A 20,791-nucleotide genomic window follows, 5' to 3' on the forward strand; every position below is an offset into this window, starting at 1 on the left:
ATATGAAAAAACACATTAAATGGCTGATTGCTGAAATAGACGGGTGGGTCAACGCCGGTATCATCGCACCCGATCAAGGCCAGGCCATCAGGGATCGCTATCCGGCCCCCGAGCAGGGATCGGCCTGGGGCCGGATAATTTTTTTTAGCATCGGCGCTATTGATTGAAATTGGTTTAAAAACACTTGGATTTTGTCTATGGCGGCGTTAAAACTTGCATAGTCTTTGCCCTTGATTACAGAAGAACAGGAAAATAGGATTATATCATGAAGATGTTGAAGATACTGGCGGCTTTGGTGACTGCCACAATGCTGATGCTGGCCTGCGCGACTGACCCGGAAGAGCGAAAAAAGCAATCACAGAAGGCCTTTCCCAATCAAGAATGGCGACGCCCACCGGCGCATTGGTCCCCACCCTGACATTATTTTTTGTCGATCCAATCAAAAAACTAAAACCCATATCCAGGTATGAAATTGGACGTAATAAATGCAACTAACTAGTCAATACCTGTAAACATAGTTGACACTTTTTGAAACCTAACCGCGACAGCTGCGAGAGCCATATCTTTCCATCAATTAAAAATATATTATATATATAAATATGTTAAGTCATCCTATGTGTATTTCTTGCCCCAATTGAAACCCCTGGCACCACATTTGCTCCTCTGAAATGTGAAGGCTTAGAAAGTATCCATTTCCCGTAGAGTTGAGACACAAGATTTCCGCAGATTCCGTAAACATTTCTGAATATGAACTCACCCGAGTCCTTTTGATTGATTCTGCTTTTTGAAACCCGAAGACATGGAGCCTTTTAGATAAAAAATGAAAGCAAAGGAGGGCAACATGTACACTAAATTATTGATCATTGGCTTGATGATCGCTTTGGGTGCTTTGTTAAGTTCGCTGCACTCACCTGAGCTTTCCAATGAAATGGTTGACCTGGCCACATTATATGAATACAGCATCGTCAAAAAGATAGAGAAGTGCGAATCACAGGCGGATTTGCTGCACACTTCCGGGTCCGCGACACTGCGGCATCATGCAACGCTCCAGGATAAAAAGGCACAATTCTTTGATACCCAAAGGGATTTGCTGGTTCAGGCGATGATTCAAAGACGTCTGGAACCCAAGCAGTATAAAATAGATCACTTTTTGGAAGTTCAGTTTTACCAATCCACGGCAAACTAATAGCCCTTAGATCGGATATCTCCTGCTGGCGCGCATCTCGCTTACCGGTGGGTGGCACAAGCACGCATGCTCTGCAGCCCCCACCGGTTTAGGCGCGCAGCGCGATCTCTGCTGAAATCCAATGCCCCGCATTTGACACCTATTCCCAGGTCCCGCCGGACAGGCATTTATCTATGTTCAATTTCTCGAACTGCTTGACTTTATTCTCAATCTTGTTAACTTAATTTTTGGTGTCCAATAAAAATCTACAACTTTCCGGGTAAGTAGCGTAACTGCCTTGACCTCAAAGCGAGGCCGGTGTTTGTGGTAAATTAAACTATGATCGTCTCTTTTCATCCTTTATTTGAAGCAGACCAAAACATTATCTGTGCCGGGCGCGAGCCCAATACAGATGATCTGGCCGCCATCAAAGCCGCCAAGGCGATTGTATTGCCCCAAGGCTGCCGTCAATCTCTGTACGAGATGGCCATCGACAATTGCCGTCATGTTTTTCCCAATTATGATGCGCGTTTTGCTTATCCCGGAAAAATCGGTCAGATCCAGCTGTTCCAAAAAAGCGGCGCTGCTCACCCGCGTACCGAAACCTTTGCTGCCCTGACGGATTTCAGGCGGCAGTATGGTGAGAACGCCGAAGATCTTGCTTTTGAAATGCCATGGGTTTTCAAATTTGACTGGGGAGGTGAAGGCGAAACTGTTTTTCTGATAAATTCCTCGGAAAATCTTGCAGAAATATTGCAAAAAGCCATCGATTTTGAGCGCTCGGGTCAAAAAGGCTTTTTAATACAGGAATACGTCCCCATACAGGGCAGGACCCTGCGGGTCGCCATCATCGGCCAGTCCCTGATTTCATACTGGCGGATTCAGGAAGATACCCAAACGTTTAGGTCAAATGTATCGCAGGGGGCACGCATCGATGCCGCTTTTGCTCCCGAGCAACAAAAGGTGGCAAAGGGTTTCGTAACATCTTTTTGTGGCAAAACCGGCATCAATCTGGCCGGCTTTGATGTCATCTTTGCCTCGACTCATAAAGACAGCAAGCCCCTGATGCTTGAAATCAATTATTTTTTCGGCCGCCGCGGCCTGGGCGGCTCCGACGCCTATTATGAAATTTTAAATCAGGAAATTAAAAATTGGTTAGGAAATATATTATGCAAGCAGGAGCAGTTAAACACCAAAAGGTAATTTCATCAGGTATTTGGTGTTTCGTTTTTGGAATTTGGTATTTGATTTTACATATAAACATATCTATTCGTTATTGAACCGCTGAACACAAAACACTAAATACTAAACACGCTCATTTAAAAATAACATGAAGAAAAAAAAATCCCCCGAACCCTTTGCCTATGATCTGGAAAAATCGGATCTGAAGCGCGAACGCCACAAAGCCCGGGAATTGCGCGGATCCCAATGGTGGAAGCGCCAGTTGGCCAAAGGGGTGTGTTATTACTGCGGCAGCAAAACACCGCCCAAGGAGCTGACCATGGATCATATCGTTCCGATTGCACGCGGCGGCAAAAGCACCCGCGGCAATGTAGTGCCCTGCTGCAAAACCTGCAACACCGCTAAAAAACAACTCCTGCCCATGGAGTGGGAGGCATACCTGCAGAAACTTACCTCAACATCATCCTAAATTCATTATTATTTATTTTTCCCAGGGTCGAAAAATTTGCGAAGATTCCATTTATATGCGATAATTTTAACAGTTGCCTAAACCAAGTATCTGTTGCCCGTTGGCCCGTTAGCCGGTTAACCGTTAACCCTAACAAACAAAAACCATCTTACCCAACCAACGGGCAATCGGATCAGCCGGCTAACGGGTTACCCATACACCCTGCTAGAATCAGCAACACAAAATTTCTGAATACCCGAAGCACCCAAGCCCATACATCAGGAAATTCATCATGCAAATCAGTTGTTCGAATTGCAAAAAAGTTTACACGGTAAATTCAAGCAAGATACCGCCCAATGTCAACACCACGCGCTGCAAAGCCTGCGGGGGTTCGGTTCCCCTTCAGCCCCAAAAATCCCAGACTCAGCCTCAAAGCGCTTCCAAAACAGCAATGCCATCAGACATTGTGCAGATCAGCTGCCAATATTGCAGCCAGCAGTTCAAGATCAAATCCAGTGCCATTCCCCAGGGCGTCACCAGCACCCGCTGCAAAGCCTGCGGCCATGCGATTTCCTTAAAGCCTGCAACCGACGCGGCGGCCCCCATATCCAAATCGGCAAAACCCGCTGCGTCCGAATCAGGGATCCTTGAGATCGCCTGTCTGTATTGCGGTAAAAAATACAGCATCAATTCCGCCAAGATTCCACCGGGTGTCAAAAGCACCAAATGCAGGGACTGCGGCCGCCCCATGTCTCTGCAAGCAACTCAAACAGGCCCATCGGCACTTCAAAAAGACGCCCCGCCGACTCAGCCGCAACCTCATGAAGCAGCGCAAGGTGCGTTTGAGGGGGCAGAGGCCCCGCTGATCGCTGATGCCGGGCAGCGTGCAAATCCAATCTGGCTAAGCCGGCGGGCGTTTTTAGCGGCAGCCGTCCTCATTATAGTGCTGGTGGCCGGTTATTTTGCGGCCGCCAACTGGTATGGTTTAGACAAAAGCCGTCTGGGATTGGACAAAATCTTCGCAAAAAAACCGGCCGTTGAAAAAGCTCAACCACCTGCTCAAACGGCACCTGTCGGAAACCTGGCAAAAGCCAAACCGATTGGCGCCCTTAATCTCAATGTCCCTCTGCTGCTGGCGGCTGTGGATCAGAACATGGCGGCAGATAAAAAAGACATCCGCTATAAGATGACCACTACTGTTATCAAATCGTTTGGGTTAAAAAACATTGAGCTTTTCCTTTATCCGCATCCGCAATACACTTTATTACCGGTTATTCTAGCCAGCGGTGAAGAGGGCAATAGTCTTGAGAAACTGGTAAGTGCCCAGGCGAATTTTGTACAGGTGCTGGAGCCGCTGCCGGATGGATCTTACGCTTTCAAAAAAGACGCCATACCGGCCGACAAACAACAAAGCTTCCCCATTGATCAATACCGCGTTCAATTTGTCGATGACATCGCCATTATAGCTCCGCAAAGTTTCTCCAGACTGCTGCGCAAAGGACCAGACTCCCTGCGCAAAACCCTGGTGGCGCAAATGATCGCCGCCCTTGCCCAGCCGCAGGACCTGGCTGTATTGGCGGTTCGCATCCCTGAAAATTTCAGCACAGACTGGCAGAAAAAAATCCAGGGCAACCCAGCCGTGCAGCAGAACCCACAGGCCGCCATGATGATCGCCATGGGAGGCGGGGTTCTGACCCAATTATCCGAACCAATGAAAAATGTGGAATCGCTGGCGGTGGGTTTTCGCCTGGATGAAATCAATGACCGCGTGCTAAGCTATGCCCAGCAATTTCGCGAGGGTTTCGATGGCAACCGTATATATCAGCAATTAAAAGCCGGTGATCCAGACGATCTTGATGTTGACGGTATGGTCTTAAAGCTGGTCGAGCTTTTTAACGATCCGCGTTACCGACACACCCTCAAGCACAAAAACAATCGTCTGATGATAACACTCAACTGGGAGCAGACAGATGATGAAGCCTTCTTTGCGGCCTTGTCAGAGGCCACCATCGGGCAGCTATTTGCCCAGGGTATGGCGTTAGAGCCCACAGAAGGCCCCGTTGCCGCTCAATACATCGATACGCCGCGCATTTTACCGACCGTCAATATCGACACTTTGAAAAAAACCGTGCCCGCAGCGGTTGAGCAAAACCTTTTTCCCGGCAATTACTGGAGTTTTGGTGATGAGCCCCGCATGACCCTGGAATTTGACACGCTTGCCATTCCAAATGCATCCCTGGCCCAGTTAAAATATGAGGTCATCGAAGTCGCATCAACCGATGGTGCCAATATCATGCGGGTGGAGGAAAACGCCTTTCAGCCCATCATTAACCCGGGTAGTGCTTCGCCCGGCTTTATCGAGATTAACGTTAAAAAGAAAACCCCGGCCGAAAAGCTGGCAACCGCCAAAATCCAGTTTAATCTCACCTTACCATCGCGTCTGAAAATATTTGAATTTGTCGCCACTAATGACGCCCCCGGCACGATCCGCAAATCTGAAGGGGTATCAGTGAAGCTGGCCCGCCTGGAGAAGGATGTGACCAAAATCAGCTTTCGCGGTGGTGCTTCAGCGCGGCTGTATGCGTTTGACAAATCCGGGCGTTCGCTGGCCCCCAAAGAATCCATGAGCGGGACCTCGTCCGCCACCGCTCGTTTTCAGGGTGAAATCTACCGGCTGCAAGCGGTCGTGGTGGAAGAAAACTTTGAGCATGCCTTTGAGGTAGCGGCTGACCTCAACCAGGGCAAAGAGCTGGCCCTGTCTCACAAGCCGGAAGAACCTGCAAGACGGCGCTATGACCATCGCCCCATGCAAACCTTTGTGAATTACACCGAAAGTGAGCTCAATGGCCTGAATGTGGCGTGGCGGGAAGCCGGTGGCATGATGTGGAACGACAACCTGCGGGTCACGCTTCCCCGGGGGCCCTATAGCGGCGATATTGCCTGGGAAGTCCACTTTTTTGGTGAGCGCGAGCCGGTCTATTTAGCGGGCACTTCATTTCACAGCCCGGGCGGTTTCAGTTACGGGCTTACAGACGGACAGCTTAAAAGCGCCCATGCCGCCTTCGGAAAAGTGCGGATGGAGCTGGCAGCGACCATTGAGCGCGTTACTTTTGAAAAACAAGCTGACCGCAAAACCAGCGTTAAACGGCTGCCTTCCGGTCAAACCATCAAGGTAACTTTCAATCAGAATGAGATCACATTGAATGCCGGCAAAAATGATGTCATCCAGTCAATGGCGTTTGATGCCGAGGGCCTGCAATTACGTAAGGATGGCTATACGGGGATCAAAGGCAATCAGAAAAAGATGTATTTCTGGGGATTGCCCACCCGTTTTGTCATCGATGTGGCCACCGAAAAAATCAATAAGACCATTGAATTTGATGTTCGCCAGCGAACGGTAGATGAAACCCGCTACCAGAAATATAAACAGGACATTGCCAACCACCGTGAGGTGGTCAGAACACTCAAGCAAATCGCCAGTGCCCGGCGCAAGGATCGCTCAAAATACGGCGACGATCTTGCGGGGCTGTTTTACCTGTACGGCCGTAAAACCAAAAAACCCATGGCGCTTGTGGATCAGAAGGTGGCCCATTCCGATCCAGCCGGGCAGAAACGTTTCGGTTACACATCAAAGCCATATAAAGGCTATTATTTCACGGTGCTGTCCGGGATTGAATCCGGCGGCACACGCAATGACTACAGGCGATTGCCCAAACAGCGCACCTATTCCTGGAAAAAAGGATCATTTAAAACCGCGCTGTTTTTGCAGCCGCCCGATCTGGTCGCCATCCCCGTCGACAAATCGCAGCCGACGTTTTTTATGCAGTATGATCAAATTTTTATGAAACAACTCAATGGCGACAAGCTGACCTATCTGCCGGAAGACTATTACAGCACCGGCTGGGTGGAGGCTAAGTTTGTCGGCGGATGATGAACCATTTTAAAGATTTTACCCCGCATTGGCTTTTTTAGTTCAACATAACAGTCCAAAAGGCCAACAACTTTGATTTAGGCGGGCAGCTTCCCCCATGTTGCGGCGCCAGCCTGCCATTTTTTTGCATTTTCCCACCATCATCATTTTATTATTTAAAAATATAAAGAATTACCCCGACTGTCCGATATTAACAGTAGGATTTAATATAATTTTATCAAAACGTTGTCTTCAATTGTGCAGCCCATTCACCAAAAAAAATAATATATTGCTTTTACACAGATTTTACAGATGGAAGCCGTCTTTTATGCCCGGGGGCCATCCATATATTTAGACATTTCGGCAGCAAGATCGGACAAATTTTATGATTCTCAAGTGGATGCAAAAATTAGGTGCGGTAAAAACCGCTCTGGCCATCACTGTTGTCTCAATCCTGGGGTCAGTGGCTCTTGAATTGGGGATGTCGCTATTTTCCGGTCAGATCCACACAAGGGCCGTAATCAAATGCATCCTTTTTCCCGGCATTCTGACACCCTTCATTGCCTATGCGGTCGTGCGGGTGGTGCTGAAGATGGCCGATTCGGAAAAGGCGCTGTGCGAAAGCAAGGAAAAATACCATTCCATTCTGGATGATATCGAAGACGGATATTACGAAGTTGACCTGAAAGGAAATTTCACCTTTTTCAATAACTCGTTGAGCCGTTTGTTGGGATATTCCCCTTCGGCCATGGCGGGCATGAATTACTGCGAATGCATGAGCTCTGAAAATGCTCAGAAAGTATACCAAACCTTTAATCAGATCTATGAGACCGGCGAGCCCGCCAAAGGATTTGACTGGGAAATTTTTAAAGTCGATGGTTCCAGAGGCCACCTGGATACCGCTGTAACGCTGATGAAAGACGCCGAGGGAAACCCCATTGGATTTCGCGGAATCGTGCGCGACATGACCCAGCGAAAAAAGTCTGAAAATGCCTTACGCGAAAGTGAGGCCAAATATCGTCAGCTGCTCAATCATGCCCCCAGCGGCATTTACGAAATCGATCTGGCCAGTGGAAAATTTACCAGCGTCAATGATGTCATGTGTGAGTATACCGGTTATTCACGGCATGAGCTGTTGTCGATGAGGGCACTGGACATTCTGACAGAAGAAAGTCAGAAAAAATCCATTCAGCGATTAGAAAAAATTATGAATGGTGAAAAAGTGCCGACATCGGTTGATTATAAAATCAAAACCAAAAACGGTCGTGAAATTTGCGCACTGCTGAACACGAAATTTTTGCATGACCCCGAAGGCAGGACTACCGGGGTGCTGGTCGTCGCACATGATATCACTGAGCAAAAACAGGCCGAAGAAGAAAAGAAAAATCTGGAACACCAACTGCAACAGGCGCAGAAAATGGAAGCCATCGGAACACTGGCCGGTGGGATTGCGCACGATTTTAACAACATTCTTTCTGTAATCATCGGATATACCGAGCTGATCTTGATGAACGCCCATGTGGATTCAGAGGTCCGCCAAAATTTAAAAGAAATTTTCAACGCCAGCAAACATGCGCGCGATATGGTCAAGCAAATTCTGGCGTTCAGTCGCCAGAACAAGCAGGAGCGCAAACCCATTCAAGTAGCCCATATCGTCAAAGAAGCCCTGAAAATGCTGCGAGCTTCTTTGCCATCCACCATATCGATTCAGCAAAAAATTGAAAAAAATACCGGGATCATTGAAGCAGACCCCTCCCAGATCCATCAGGTGCTGATGAACCTGTGCACCAATGCCGCGCATGCCATCGATGAAAAAGACGGTGTGCTTAACGTCAGTCTTGCCAATGTGGATCTGGATCAGGCAGCAGCTGCGAATATTACGGATATCCGACCGGGGTCTTATCTGAAGCTTAGTGTCAGCGATACCGGGGATGGCATTCCGCCCGAGGCGTTTCCTCAAATTTTCAATCCTTATTTTACAACCAAGGAAAAGGGGGAAGGGACCGGCCTGGGATTAGCAGTGGTTCAGGGTATCATCAAATCCTTAAACGGCACCATAACTGTTGAAAGCGAGGTCGGCAAAGGCTCAACCTTTGAGGTGTATCTGCCGATCATCAAACGCGAATTGGCAAAGGAAGAAGAAATGCCCAAGCCGCTGCCGATGGGTTATGAGCGCATTCTGCTGATAGACGATGAGCAGCCTCTGGTGGAGATTGGTAAACAAATGCTGGAACGCCTGGGCTATAAGGTCGATACCCGCACGAGCAGCATCGAAGCCCTGAATCTTTTTAAAGCGGACCCACATCGATTTGATCTGGTCATCACCGACATCGTGATGCCCAATATGACCGGTGACAAGCTGGCCGATGAAATGATTGGCATCCGACCCGATATTCCCATCGTGCTGTGCACCGGTTACAGTGAAAAGTTTACCCGCCGGGATGCCTCCGATATGGGCATCGAAGCCTTTCTCATGAAACCGCTGGTGATGCAGGACCTGGCAAATACCGTCCGGCAAGCGTTATCCGTTAACTAACTCCCTAGCGGTAAAAACCGCCTTATTTTAAAGCTTAATATCGTAACGGGTGATCTTGTTAAGCAGGCCCTGGCGGGTCAACCCCAAATCCCGCGCAGCCTGGGACTTATTGCCGCCTGTTTTACGAAGCGCATCCACAACCATCTGACGCTCCATCTGCACGGTGGCTTCCTTTAGAGTCGCGGTTTTGGTAGCGGGGGCGCTGCCGGCGGCGGTCGAAGCCTTGATTCGTTCTGAGAGAAATTCTTCGGTGATTTCGGTGTCACCCCCGGCCAGGGTCAAGGCCCGCTCAATTTCATTTTCCAGCTCACGCACATTTCCCGGCCAATCAAAGTGCATCAATGTCTCCAGAGCACCGGGTGATAGGCGCGCTGGCGGCCGGTCCAGCCGCGCAGAGTGTTGCTCCAAAAAATAGGCCACCAGCAGCGGAATATCTTCCTTGCGCTCTCTGAGCGGTGGTATAACGATGGGAAACACCTGAACCCGGTAAAGAAGATCTTCTCTGAACTTGCCTTCCTTAACCTGTTCAAACAAATCACGATTGGTAGACGAAATCAGCCGGAAATCCACACGCTGATAGTTACTACCGCCCACCGGCCGGATTTGATTTTCTTGCAGTACTCTCAGCAGCTTTATTTGCATTGAATAGGGCATGTCGGATATTTCATCCAGAAAGACAGTGCCCCCGTTTGCCCGTTCAAACAGGCCCTTTTTATCGGCAATCGCGCCGGTAAAGGCGCCTTTGACATGGCCAAAGATTTCACTTTCCAGAAGGTTTTCAGACAGGGCCCCGCAGTTTTCGGCAACAAAGGGCTTATTCTTCAAAGCTCCGTTATAGTGAATCACTTTGGCCAGCAGCTCTTTTCCGGTTCCGGTCTCACCTTGAATGAGAACAGCGGTGTCGGTTTCGATGACTTTATCCAGCAGGGTAAAAACACGCTGCATGGCCGTACTGGATCCAATGATTCCCTGGACATTGAACCGTGCCTGGCATTCGGTTTTGAGTCGAAAATTTTCCTTTTCTAGGGAACTGGCATAGCGCTGCACCTCACCGTAAAGTCTGGCGTTTTCAATGGACACCGCAATGACCACCGACAATACTTCCAGCAGACGCAAATCTTTTTGGTTGAATTCAGCCCCGTGTTTGTTGATGGCATACAGCACACCCATTACCCGTTTCCGGGTTTTCAATGGTACGCATATCATGGAACGGGTATCCAGATTTTGCTGAAGGTCGAGTTTTTTGGTAAAGCGGCTGTCTTTGGAAACATCGGGAATTAAAACCGACTGTTGTTCTCTTAAAACCCAACCCGCTACACCATAATCGTCAGGAAAGCGCATCTCGGCCATTTTCTGCGGATCGCCGTCTGTGAGCTCTTCGACGGTTCGAATAAAATACAATTCTTTGCGCACATGATCATGAAGGGCAATCGAAGCGCCATCTATTTTGAAAACATCTTTAACCTTCGCCAGGACATTTCGAAGCATTTCATCCAGGTCATGGATGGAGTGAATGGCGGTTGAAACCTCATACAGCAGATCAAGATCGGCCGCCTCCAATGAAACGCCAGGATTGATTTCAACCATCGCTTTGCTCCCCCAAAATATGATGTTGAAATGCAAAAAAAATTGCTCAAAATTGTAAATGTACTTTACACTTAAACGCTAACAATATCAACTTGCTTTACATATACCGCCGCGTCGTTTTTTTTGCCATGAGACCACAAAGAAGCATTATTATATATATTTATATTGATGTTAGATAGTTATAAAGACAATAGAAACTGCTAGGGTATTAATTCAAGGAAGTGGCATTGAATCTGCACTAAGGTCTAAACAAAGACTCGCACCACAAAACCCACAAACTATGAACGAGGAGGCTCTATGAACACAAAAATGATGATCATATTGTCGGCAATGGTCATGGCCGGAATGATGGTGACAGCTCCGGCATTGGGTGGTGAAACGGATCGTGCTCGTCTGGAAGTCATTGTGGATGAATATATTAGCGCCTGTGAGGCCAAATCCGCAATGCTGAATTCCAGCAGCGAAAAAATCCGACGGGCTGCCATGCTTTCCTGTCTGCGAGCCACTTTTGCCCGCAGAGCAAAATCTGAGCTTGTTGATGAAATGGTCGCCCATAAGGTGGATCCCAAGCCATATAAGGTTCACCATTTTCTGAATGCCCGCTTTAACGAAGTCGTAGATTCCAGCCAACTGGCTTTGAAATGAGGCCAAAAACAAACATTCATCTGCCTTGTGGTTTGGCCCGCAACCGGATCCGTTGAGTCACGTCGGCGAGCTCAACATGGCCGGGGATGAAGTTTCAATCAGGGGGGGACTTCATTCGGGCCAAACCCACTCCACGCTGCTGAACAGCGCACACCGCTTCATCAGCCATCCATCCTTCAAGCTGCCGTCAAAATCATATCGACCTTATCGTATTATGTCCTTCAAATTAATGTCAAAAACCATGGCACCGCTAAAATAAAATTTTGGCATCTATTCGTTTTCCGTGTATAATATTTAATTATTCCATCTAGCAAAGCCCTGCTGTGCGTTATTCTAACCCAAGGACTTAAATGAGAATGCCGTCTTTATTTACCCGGGATAAGGTCAAACTGCCTGAGGCCATGGAGGCAAGTTACCAGAAGTATCTGGTGAAAGTCTGGATGCTGATCGGCATACCGGTCCTAGTTGGTTTTATCATCTATGATTTCATTATCGGACGCTATCTTGTCGGATGTGTTCTGGTGTTGATGTTGGCTGTTCTGGCCACTCTTTACATCATCACCAAAAATCCCAGTTCTCGAGCCAAAGAAAAGCAAATCTACAGATATTCGATCACTGTTTTTTTTATCCTGTTCGGCTTGTTTTTAATCTATACCATCGGTGTTGAAGGCAATATAACCCGAATGCCATGGGCGTTTCTTTATGCCGTATTGATATTTTTTGCTCTGGGCGCAACCAGAGGCATTATCTGGACCACTGTTTTAGGTGCGATCCTTTTCTTTTTGACTTACAGCTCAACGCCTGCAAATCTACCCGCCCAGGGGCTAAAGGCTCGGTTTTTTATGGCGTTTCTGCTGGTGATCGTGGCCGCTTACTTTTTCGAACGCCTCAAAAGACGATATCAGTTGGAGGTGATTGAAAACCAGCAATCGCTGCAAGAATCAGAGCATCGATATCGAGAAGCATTTGAACAACTCAACCAGGAAATCAACGGACGCCAGCAAGCGGAAAAAGAATATCATCAAATTGAAAACCGCTTCCGTGAAATGGCAGATAACATCCGGGAGGTTTTTTGGTTGTTTGACTGGATAGAACAAAAAGTGATCTATGTCAGCCCTGCTTATGAAGTGATTTGGGACCGCTCGGTTGAGAATCTGTATAATCGTTATGAGGAGTGGGGCAACAGCATCTACCCGGAAGATGTGGAATACGCCAACGAAAGCTTCCAGGAGATTGTCCAAACCGGTGGTGGTCAAATCAGAGAGTACCGTATCGTGCGGCCGGATGGCTCGGTACGCTGGGTATCAGACAGGGGCTTTGCCATCAAGGATGAAAGTGGCAAGGTGGCGCGAATTGCCGGAATCGCTGAAGACATTACCGACCGTAAAAGGGCAGAAACAGCCCTGCGTGAAAGCGAGGAACGCTTCAGGGAGCTGGCTGAATTAATGCCGGAAACCATCTTTGAAATGGATTTAAGCGGAAATTTAACCTACGTGAATCGCAACGCTTATAACTATTTCGGATATACGCGCACCGATTTTAAAAATGGTTTAAAAAATCAGGACATGCTGATCCCTAAAGACCGTGAGCGGGCCACTGAAAATGTTGCTAAAATACTTGAGGGTGAAAAAACCGGTATCAATGAATATACGGCCCTGCGAAAAGATGGCACTACTTTTCCGGTAATGGTCCATTCGGCGCCTATTTTTAAGGAAGGCCAGCCGGTTGGCCTCAGAGGCTTTATCATCGATATTTCCGACCGCAAAAAGGCCGAAGAAGAACGCCACAAATTGGAAGTTCAATTCCAACAGGCCCAGCGCTTTGAGGCCCTGGGAACCCTGGCCGGCGGTATTGCCCATGATTTTAACAATCTTTTGATGAACATTCAGGGCAATACATCATTGATGCTATGCGAAATTAAGACCAGCCATCCATACTTCCAATTGCTGAAAAATATCGAGAAACAGGTTAAAAGCGGTGCCCAGCTAACCCGTCAAATGCTGGGGTATGCCCGCAAAGGGAAATTCAATGTCAAGGCCATCGATTTAAACCAGGTTGTCGAAGAAAGCACCGAAACCTTCGGTCGAACCCGCAAGGAAATTACGATACAGCGAGATTTGGAAGAAGATCTGTACCCCATCGAAGTCGACCGGGGACAAATTGAACAGGTGCTGTTAAATCTGTATGTAAATGCCGCCGATGCCATGCCTGGCGGCGGCACGCTTAGTTTGAAAACAAATAACGTCAGCCATCTGAATATCAAAAGTACCCAGTACAGTGCCAACCCGGGCCATTATGTTCAATTAACTATCAGCGACAGTGGTATCGGGATGGACCGGCATACATTGGAACACCTGTTTGATCCATTTTTTACAACCAAAGAAATGGGTCGGGGCACCGGTTTGGGCTTGGCCTCGGTTTACGGAATTATCAAAAGCCATGATGGCTACATTGATGTTGAGTCAGAAAAAGGCCAAGGAACAACCTTCACCATTTTTCTACCCGCCTCCGATAAAGCGGTTGAAGATCATACTGATACAGCCGCCGAACTGATCAGGGGCAGCGGAACGATCTTGGTGGTAGACGATGAAAATCTGGTATTGGATGTGGCTGCCAATATGCTTGAAAAATTAGGGTACACCGTCCTGAAAGCGCTAAATGGTAACGAAGCCGTCAATATTTTCGAAACCCATAAAGATGAGATTCAAATGGTGGTACTGGATATAATTATGCCGGATATGGGTGGCAGTGAGGTCTATGATAAAATCAAAACCATACATCCGGATGTGAAGGTGCTGCTATCAAGCGGATATAGCGTGGATGGGCAGGCCATTGAATTGCTGGAACGCGGCTGCGACGGCTTTATGCAGAAACCATTCACCATGGAGGAGTTATCGGGGAAGGTAGAACAAGTTCTTACCAAATAATATTCTATTCACCATCTCCCATTTTGAAATCCTTTTGGTTTTATTGTGACGGTCTCTCCTTTGCTGGCATCTAACAATAACAGCTTTATATAGGATCAAATCAAATTTAGGCGGGTTAATTCGTCTTTGCTTTGGTGATTATGAAATTAGACACTGATAAATATAAAATGAATTGGAACCGGAATTTAATCAAGTTAATCCATAATAAACCGATAATCGTTTAAATTCTCAGCCGAAACAGCATGGCTTGTTTTTTTTATATGCGGCTATAATTTGACATTAATTAAACATGTTCTCCAAAGTCTCTCATAAGCAAAATTAAATATAATCTATAACTAGTGAATAATATGAAAGCTATCATTGTTAGTGATTTACATATCGGCTCACGGTATTTTCTGCGTGCTGACTTCATGAAGTTTCTTCAACATATTCCTCAAGATCATGAATTTATTTTAAATGGAGATATCATTGACAATCCATATGCAAAAATGTCGTCGGCCGACCAGGCGCTGCTGGATTATTTGAGAGAGATGTCTCTGAGGCAACCGGTGGTCTGGGTACGAGGCAATCACGACAATGGTTATGTACCTGATAATTTTTGCAAAGTTAAGATTAAAAGGCATTATGCCGTGCAGAAACGTCTGTTCATCACCCATGGTGATTTTTTTGACGAAGTGATGCCACAGAGTCGTCTTTTTATCAAAACATTTAATATGTTACATGATTTCAGGATTCGGCTTGGCGCTCGACCTGTTCATGTGGCCCGGTATGCCAAAAAATGGCGGCGCTTTTATGCCTATCTGCGTAAAAATGTGACGTTAAATGCCGTCAATTATGCTGCAAAACATGGATTTAAGGCCGTGACCTGCGGTCATACCCACTATGCTGAAGAACAGTTTATTAATGGTATCAAATACTTAAATACCGGCGCTTGGACCGAACAGCCGACCTATTACGTGCAGGTAACCGCCACTGATATAATGTTGAAAAAATCAACAGATACGGCTGATTGGTCCAGATCATCGGATCTCCAAACAGTTGAGCGGTCATCTGTTGATCTGCAACAACCGGCCCAACCGGTTACCCATCAAAATTAGACGTTGATTACATGACGGGTTTTTAGCGGTTAGCCCGTACCCGTTTATTGGCAAAGGAATCAACTCAAACATATTACCGGTTTCACCAGGCCTAACTGGCTCAATCCCGTTTCACGAGGACCTTCGGCAGGCTCAACCGGCCAACCTATTATTATCGGCTACTATTTTTACCTTGATACCCCCATAACGATCCGCTAAGGATAGGCTCAAACTCGAATAAACTTGCGGAGGCACCCATGGGGGGCTTTAAAGAATATGATCAATATGATGGGCTTGGGCTGGCAGAACTGGTCAGCAAGAAAAAAGTCACCGCGTCTGAAATCTGTGAAGAGGCCATTTCCCGCATCGAGGATGTCAATCCTGCTTTAAATGCGGTCATCACGCCCCTGTTCGATCTGGCCCGCAAAGCGGTTCAGGAAGCACTTCCCGACGGCCCTTTTTGCGGTGTGCCTTTTCTGTTAAAGGATTTGTTATGTGACCTTGCCGGCGTCCCCCAGACCATGGGATCCAAAGCCTGCCAACATTACATCCCCCCCCAGGACAGTGAGTTGGTCAAACGTTACAAACAAGCCGGTCTGGTAATTCTGGGAAAAACAAACTTGCCCGAATTCGGATTGCTGGGCATCACAGAGCCAAAATTGCACGGACCAACCCGCAACCCGTGGAATCCGGACCATACACCCGGCGGTTCAAGTGGCGGATCAGCCGCCGCGGTTGCCAGTGGAATGGTACCGTTGGCTTCAGCCAGCGATGGCGCCGGTTCGATCCGCATCCCGGCTTCTTGTTGCGGCCTGTTTGGTTTAAAAACCACCCGGGGCCGCACGCCCAGCGGGCCGCCCTACGGCCGCACCTGGCAGGGCGCGGTGATTGAACATGTGATCAGCCGCTCTGTAAGGGATAGCGCAGCCATTCTGGATGCAACCCATGGTTGCGATGCGGGGGCCCCTTATGTCATCCCGCTGCCGGCACAGCCCTATCTGGACGAACTCGATCAGAGCCCGGGGTGTCTTAAAATCGCATTTAATACCCGATCACCCATCGATACCAAGGTGCATCCGGAATGCATCGGCGCGGTGGAAAAAACAGCGGAGCTTCTTGAAGAATTGGGCCACACGGTGGAAGAAACACGTCCGCAAATTAACGGCCAGGCCCTGGCCAGGGGTTTGGTCACACTGTACGCCGGCGAGGTCGCCGCTTTGATGGAGGATTTGAAATTAATGCGCGGCAAAAAAGTAACTCCGTCTGATGTGGAAACCCTTACATGGACGGTGGCCTTACTGGGGCGCAGCTTTAAAGCCGGCCATATTGTAAAAGCCAAACGTGAATGGGAGCTTGCGGCCAGAATTATGGGGCGTTTCCATGAAGACTATGATCTGTACCTGACCCCCACCATGGCCTACCCGCCGGTAAAAATAGGTGAGCTAACGCCAGGCCCAATGGAGTTGGCAACACTGAAAGTCATCAATACTCTGGGGCTGGGCCGCTTGCTCATCAGTTCGGGAATGACAGACAAGCTGGCGGTGCAAAACCTTGAGAAAACGCCATTTACGCAACTGGCCAATTTCACCGGCCAGCCGGCCATGTCGGTGCCGCTGTATTGGACCACGGATGGGTTGCCCTGCGGTGTGCAGTTTATGGGGCGTTATGGAGATGAAGCCACATTATTGCGGCTGGCGGCTCAATTGGAAAAAGCGCAGCCCTGGTTTGAAAAACGGCCGCCGATTTTCGCATCTAAATGAAAAGCGGTTGTTTATGATGATGGTTTGTTAGCCGTCTTGCCAAGCTTTTCAAGTTGCTTGTCAATGGCCACCTGAAAACCTTTGAGGCTGCGATCTCTGAGGCGCCTGCCATTGACAAAAACCGTTGGGGTGCCCCTGACCCCGGCCCGGCGCCCATCTGAAAGATCTCTTCTTACCTTTCCCTGAATGGATGGATCTTTCTTCATTTTCTCATATTCTTCCAGGTTTAAACCGACGGCCACAGCAATATCTTGGATTTTTTGGTCATTGATCTTGTTATAGTTTTCGAATAACAGGTCGTGAAACTCCCAGAATTTTCCCTGGCTTTCAGCCGCCAGGGCTGCAACTGCCGCCTTCATGGCGAATTTATGGTTTTGCAGAGGAAAGTTTTTAAAAACCACTTTGACATCTTGCGGATATTTCTCGAGCACCTGCTCGAGTACGGGCACGAGCCCGGCACAGTACTTTCATTGAAAATCATCGAAAACAGCAATCACAATCGGTGCCTCTTCAGACCCCTTGAATGGAGAGCCGGATGTATTGATCTGCTGGATAAAATCAATGGAAATCACCTGCACGGTTTTGTTTTTGCCGCTGCCCAAAATTAAAGTGTCACCTCTGGGCCCCAACTTAATTTGATCCACGTGTTTACCAACATCTATGGTGGCCTCCGGCCGGGTGCTGGTCGAGTAAATCAAAACTTTACCCTCATCGGTCAGAATAAAAATTTTGCGGCCGTCATAGGTAATGGCCACGTCAATGGGTGACGCATCCAGCTTCAAGGTCTGATAGACCTCCCACTCCAGGTTATCGGAAGCCAGGAGGCCGGTAAAAGCGCCCGGTGCGATTACCAAGATCATCACCATGATCAAATTGCGAATTTTCCAATTCATTTCTCAAGCTCCTTGTTCGCAGCAGCAGCAGATCGGCTGTCATTTAAAAAAACTATTATAGCATATCAAAAAGAAAAATCTTTGATTATTTTTACGCGCCCGTTTGCCTATTTCGATCCGAAAATCCTGCTATTTTTTATTAACATCTGAACAATTGCCATAACCTTACCATTTACAAAAGAAAATGCAACAGGCGCCAGAATCAGAGATCGATTATAAAGATACTATGACCCCTAAATCGTGCAGATCGCCTTCAATATGACATTTACCGGCGATTATCATAAGGTTTAATACGCTAGAAACTTATAATTTTATGGGCGTCCCCCTAGTTTTTACTAGCTTGTATTTTTGTTTTAGCTTTGCGTGAGGTTTCTTCATTCCGGTCGATACGGCTTACCCAGGGCCGAGGGGGCCATGCCGGAGAGCATGTTCAATATGGCTTTGAGTTGCGCTTTGCCTTCTGCCCAGATCTGAACGGATTCTTTCTGGGCAAAGGACATGATCAGGAGGGTAAAAATCATCAAGGGGAAGGGTGCCACCTGAAAAACCTGGGCCGGTACAGACGGCAGCCACCCCTGGAGATAAATGCCGATGACCTGTAAAAAGGAAAAAAGATAGGCACCGATGGCGGCACGGACCGGATTCCAGCCACCGAAAATGACCAATGCCAGCGCGATCCAGCCGGTGCCTTCGGCGCCCTGGGGGCGCCCCCAGCCCGGTTTGGTGGCCAAAGAAAATGTGGCCCCGGCCAACCCAACCAGCATACCGCCGCAGATGGCATAAAATAACTGCAGCTTTTGCGGACTCATGCCCCGGGCATAGGAAGCGCGTGGGTGTTCACCCACCGAACGCAATTTGAGACCGTATGGGGTGTAATAAACATACCACCAGCACAGCAGAATCAGCAGCAAGCTGAAATATACCGGTAAATTATGGTGAAAAAATACATCACCGATAAACGGGATCTTTTCCAACAGCGGGATGGCCAGCGGTTTTACTTGCGGGCCCTGAATGCGGGAGTAAGGGTTGCCGATAAAATAGGCCAAATCGCGGCCCATGAGCGTTAACACAAATCCCACGGCCACCTGGTTTTGATTCAGGTAAATGCTGAAAACCGCCACCGTCAAAGCCATCAGGCCACCCACCAGCGAACCGGCGACAAAACCAGCCAGCAGATGCTGGGTCTCAAATGCAACCGCAAATGCCGCCATGGCACTCAGCAATATGGAGCCGTCCAAAGACAGATTGATGAGCCCGGCTTTCTCGGTAATGGTCTCGCCCAGAGCCGCCAGCACGATCGGCGCAGCGCCGGCAATCACACCGGCAAATAAGATGGTGATGTCTAGTTCAAGCATGGCTTTTCAATGGAGTACTGGAGTATTGGCGTAATGGCGTATTGGACCGAATCAGCATATGTTCTCTTCCTACTCCTTACTCAGCTTTGTCTTCTGACCTCTGCTTGCTGCGGCGAAGCTCGCTAGAGCGAAGACGAGTCTTCTGTTTTCTGTCCTCTGATTTCTGACCTCTGTTCCTTGCGCGTCGCCAGCCGTGAATTCCCAGAGCGGCCAGCACCAGGGCGCCCTGGATGACACCGCTCAGGGATGAATCCAGCTGAAGGGCCATGGGCAGCTGGATGCTGCCGACATTCAGACAGGCAAAAAATAAGGCTACCAGCGGCACGAGCCAGATATTATAGTTGGACAGCATGGCCACCAGCAGGGCCAGGTATCCGTAATTGCTGGATATGGCCGGCAGCAGGCGGTGATAAACACCGCTGACCTGGAGGCTTCCGGCCACACCGGCGAATCCGCCGGCAAATATCATGGCCAGCACCATATTGCGCGCCGGTTTCAGTCCGAACAGATAAGCGGCGGACGAATTGCTGCCGATGGCTTTTAAATGCAGACCGATTTTGGTGTACCGCAGAATCAGCGCCGTTAAAATCAACGCCAGGCATACAATGCCCAGCGCCGGCAAAGACAGCCGCAACGAAGCCAGTTGGGGTAGCCACAGGGCTGGCGGAAAAACTTCCGTTCCACTCATTGATGCAACCCCCGGTCGCTTCCAGGGACCGAATATCAGCCAAAGAATAACCCCCTGGGCCACAAAATTGAGACCCAGGCCGGCAAAGATTTCATTAACACCGCCCTTTGTTTTCAGAAAGCCGGCGATTAGGGCCCACAGGGCACCGCCGATCAGACCGGCGATAATCGATCCCAGAATAATTATCGACGGCATCTGGCTTTCCAGCCCCAAGCGTAAAACTGCGGTTGTAAAAACAGCGCCCATCATGACCTGGCCTTCGATACCGATATTCCACAACCCGATCCGGAAGGTAAACAGCAAGCCGCAGGCACATAAGGTCAGCGGAATCCAGCTTTTGATAACATGGGAAAATTTAATCCAGGACCCCAGCGATCCTTTAAAAATATGATAATAAGCAGCCAGGGGCGGCGCGCCGGCGATCATCAGAACCAGGGAGGTGAAGAAAAACACAGCAGCAACGGTCACCAACACATTGCGGGATTGCCTTGTTAATAATTCAAATCTATTGGTCATGGGTTCATTCATAATTAATCGGATTTTTATCGGGTTTGCCGGCCGAAGGTCCCCTTGAAAAGGGATTGGGCTTATCACAGATAATAATTTACGCAAAAAAATA

15 protein-coding genes and 1 pseudogene are annotated in these 20,791 nt (G+C 48.3%); 11 read left to right on the forward strand and 5 right to left on the reverse strand.

What is annotated here, in order from left to right:
• Positions 1–2 precede the first annotated feature (2 nt).
• The 7 genes from QNJ26_01550 (at position 3) to QNJ26_01580 (ending at position 9,241) form a co-directional block, all read left to right on the forward strand.
• The gene (locus QNJ26_01550) at positions 3–167 is read left to right on the forward strand and encodes a hypothetical protein (GenBank protein MDJ0984199.1); all 165 of its coding nucleotides are present in this window, start codon (positions 3–5) and stop codon (positions 165–167) included.
• Between the two features lie 98 nt (positions 168–265).
• Positions 266–418 carry a hypothetical protein gene (locus QNJ26_01555; GenBank protein MDJ0984200.1) on the forward strand — a complete coding sequence of 51 codons (153 nt, stop codon included), beginning with the start codon at positions 266–268 and terminating at the stop codon, positions 416–418.
• A 423-nt stretch (positions 419–841) separates the two neighbouring features.
• On the forward strand, positions 842–1,186 hold the full coding sequence (locus tag QNJ26_01560) for a hypothetical protein (protein ID MDJ0984201.1): 345 nt from the start codon (positions 842–844) through the stop codon (positions 1,184–1,186).
• Between the two features lie 318 nt (positions 1,187–1,504).
• Positions 1,505–2,368 carry a hypothetical protein gene (locus QNJ26_01565; protein ID MDJ0984202.1) on the forward strand — a complete coding sequence of 288 codons (864 nt, stop codon included), beginning with the start codon at positions 1,505–1,507 and terminating at the stop codon, positions 2,366–2,368.
• 127 nt (positions 2,369–2,495) lie between these two features.
• Positions 2,496–2,816 carry an HNH endonuclease gene (locus QNJ26_01570; protein MDJ0984203.1) on the forward strand — a complete coding sequence of 107 codons (321 nt, stop codon included), beginning with the start codon at positions 2,496–2,498 and terminating at the stop codon, positions 2,814–2,816.
• A gap of 271 nt (positions 2,817–3,087) precedes the next feature.
• Positions 3,088–6,726: a zinc-ribbon domain-containing protein gene (locus QNJ26_01575; protein MDJ0984204.1), complete on the forward strand. Its 3,639-nt coding sequence runs from the start codon at positions 3,088–3,090 to the stop codon at positions 6,724–6,726.
• A 364-nt stretch (positions 6,727–7,090) separates the two neighbouring features.
• Entirely contained in the window at positions 7,091–9,241 is a 2,151-nt protein-coding gene (locus QNJ26_01580) for a PAS domain S-box protein (protein ID MDJ0984205.1), read from the forward strand.
• A 27-nt stretch (positions 9,242–9,268) separates the two neighbouring features.
• On the opposite strand, the gene QNJ26_01585 is transcribed toward QNJ26_01580, so the two are convergent.
• The gene (locus tag QNJ26_01585) at positions 9,269–10,828 is read right to left on the reverse strand and encodes a sigma 54-interacting transcriptional regulator (GenBank protein ID MDJ0984206.1); all 1,560 of its coding nucleotides are present in this window, start codon (positions 10,826–10,828) and stop codon (positions 9,269–9,271) included.
• Between the two features lie 297 nt (positions 10,829–11,125).
• Here QNJ26_01585 and QNJ26_01590 point away from each other — a divergent pair, with 297 nt between their 5' ends.
• From QNJ26_01590 to QNJ26_01605, 4 genes are all read left to right on the forward strand, one after another.
• Entirely contained in the window at positions 11,126–11,473 is a 348-nt protein-coding gene (locus QNJ26_01590; GenBank protein ID MDJ0984207.1) for a hypothetical protein, read from the forward strand.
• Between the two features lie 356 nt (positions 11,474–11,829).
• On the forward strand, positions 11,830–14,400 hold the full coding sequence (locus tag QNJ26_01595) for a PAS domain S-box protein (protein MDJ0984208.1): 2,571 nt from the start codon (positions 11,830–11,832) through the stop codon (positions 14,398–14,400).
• Between the two features lie 347 nt (positions 14,401–14,747).
• Positions 14,748–15,497, forward strand: coding sequence for a metallophosphoesterase (locus tag QNJ26_01600; GenBank protein MDJ0984209.1), 750 nt, complete (start codon positions 14,748–14,750; stop codon positions 15,495–15,497).
• Between the two features lie 236 nt (positions 15,498–15,733).
• Positions 15,734–17,236 carry an amidase gene (locus QNJ26_01605; GenBank protein ID MDJ0984210.1) on the forward strand — a complete coding sequence of 501 codons (1,503 nt, stop codon included), beginning with the start codon at positions 15,734–15,736 and terminating at the stop codon, positions 17,234–17,236.
• An 11-nt stretch (positions 17,237–17,247) separates the two neighbouring features.
• Here the strand turns inward: QNJ26_01605 and QNJ26_01610 are convergent.
• The 4 genes and pseudogenes from QNJ26_01610 to QNJ26_01625 all read right to left on the reverse strand — a co-directional run bounded on the left by QNJ26_01610 (position 17,248) and on the right by QNJ26_01625 (position 20,688).
• A pseudogene (locus tag QNJ26_01610) lies at positions 17,248–17,688 on the reverse strand (thioredoxin domain-containing protein).
• A 15-nt stretch (positions 17,689–17,703) separates the two neighbouring features.
• A complete protein-coding gene (locus tag QNJ26_01615) occupies positions 17,704–18,129 on the reverse strand; it encodes a hypothetical protein (GenBank protein MDJ0984211.1) in 426 nt (141 codons plus the stop codon).
• Between the two features lie 374 nt (positions 18,130–18,503).
• On the reverse strand, positions 18,504–19,484 hold the full coding sequence (locus QNJ26_01620; GenBank protein MDJ0984212.1) for an ABC transporter permease: 981 nt from the start codon (positions 19,482–19,484) through the stop codon (positions 18,504–18,506).
• Between the two features lie 76 nt (positions 19,485–19,560).
• On the reverse strand, positions 19,561–20,688 hold the full coding sequence (locus QNJ26_01625; protein MDJ0984213.1) for an ABC transporter permease: 1,128 nt from the start codon (positions 20,686–20,688) through the stop codon (positions 19,561–19,563).
• Positions 20,689–20,791 lie beyond the last annotated feature (103 nt).

This window comes from Desulfobacterales bacterium, assembly GCA_030066985.1.
Classification (GTDB): Bacteria; Desulfobacterota; Desulfobacteria; order Desulfobacterales; family JAHEIW01; genus JAHEIW01.

Excerpts from the sequence above, each read along its gene's own strand:
- QNJ26_01575 (MDJ0984204.1), top strand. The coding sequence starts at position 3,088 with ATGCAAATCAGTTGTTCGAATTGCAAAAAAGTTTACACGGTAAATTCA.
- QNJ26_01605 (MDJ0984210.1), top strand. The coding sequence starts at position 15,734 with ATGGGGGGCTTTAAAGAATATGATCAATATGATGGGCTTGGGCTGGCA.
- QNJ26_01570 (MDJ0984203.1), top strand. The coding sequence starts at position 2,496 with ATGAAGAAAAAAAAATCCCCCGAACCCTTTGCCTATGATCTGGAAAAA.
- QNJ26_01580 (MDJ0984205.1), top strand. The coding sequence starts at position 7,091 with ATGATTCTCAAGTGGATGCAAAAATTAGGTGCGGTAAAAACCGCTCTG.
- QNJ26_01565 (MDJ0984202.1), top strand. The coding sequence starts at position 1,505 with ATGATCGTCTCTTTTCATCCTTTATTTGAAGCAGACCAAAACATTATC.
- QNJ26_01595 (MDJ0984208.1), top strand. The coding sequence starts at position 11,830 with ATGCCGTCTTTATTTACCCGGGATAAGGTCAAACTGCCTGAGGCCATG.
- QNJ26_01620 (MDJ0984212.1), bottom strand. The coding sequence starts at position 19,484 with ATGCTTGAACTAGACATCACCATCTTATTTGCCGGTGTGATTGCCGGC.
- QNJ26_01550 (MDJ0984199.1), top strand. The coding sequence starts at position 3 with ATGAAAAAACACATTAAATGGCTGATTGCTGAAATAGACGGGTGGGTC.
- QNJ26_01590 (MDJ0984207.1), top strand. The coding sequence starts at position 11,126 with ATGAACACAAAAATGATGATCATATTGTCGGCAATGGTCATGGCCGGA.
- QNJ26_01555 (MDJ0984200.1), top strand. The coding sequence starts at position 266 with ATGAAGATGTTGAAGATACTGGCGGCTTTGGTGACTGCCACAATGCTG.
- QNJ26_01625 (MDJ0984213.1), bottom strand. The coding sequence starts at position 20,688 with ATGACCAATAGATTTGAATTATTAACAAGGCAATCCCGCAATGTGTTG.
- QNJ26_01600 (MDJ0984209.1), top strand. The coding sequence starts at position 14,748 with ATGAAAGCTATCATTGTTAGTGATTTACATATCGGCTCACGGTATTTT.
- QNJ26_01585 (MDJ0984206.1), bottom strand. The coding sequence starts at position 10,828 with ATGGTTGAAATCAATCCTGGCGTTTCATTGGAGGCGGCCGATCTTGAT.
- QNJ26_01560 (MDJ0984201.1), top strand. The coding sequence starts at position 842 with ATGTACACTAAATTATTGATCATTGGCTTGATGATCGCTTTGGGTGCT.
- QNJ26_01615 (MDJ0984211.1), bottom strand. The coding sequence starts at position 18,129 with ATGAATTGGAAAATTCGCAATTTGATCATGGTGATGATCTTGGTAATC.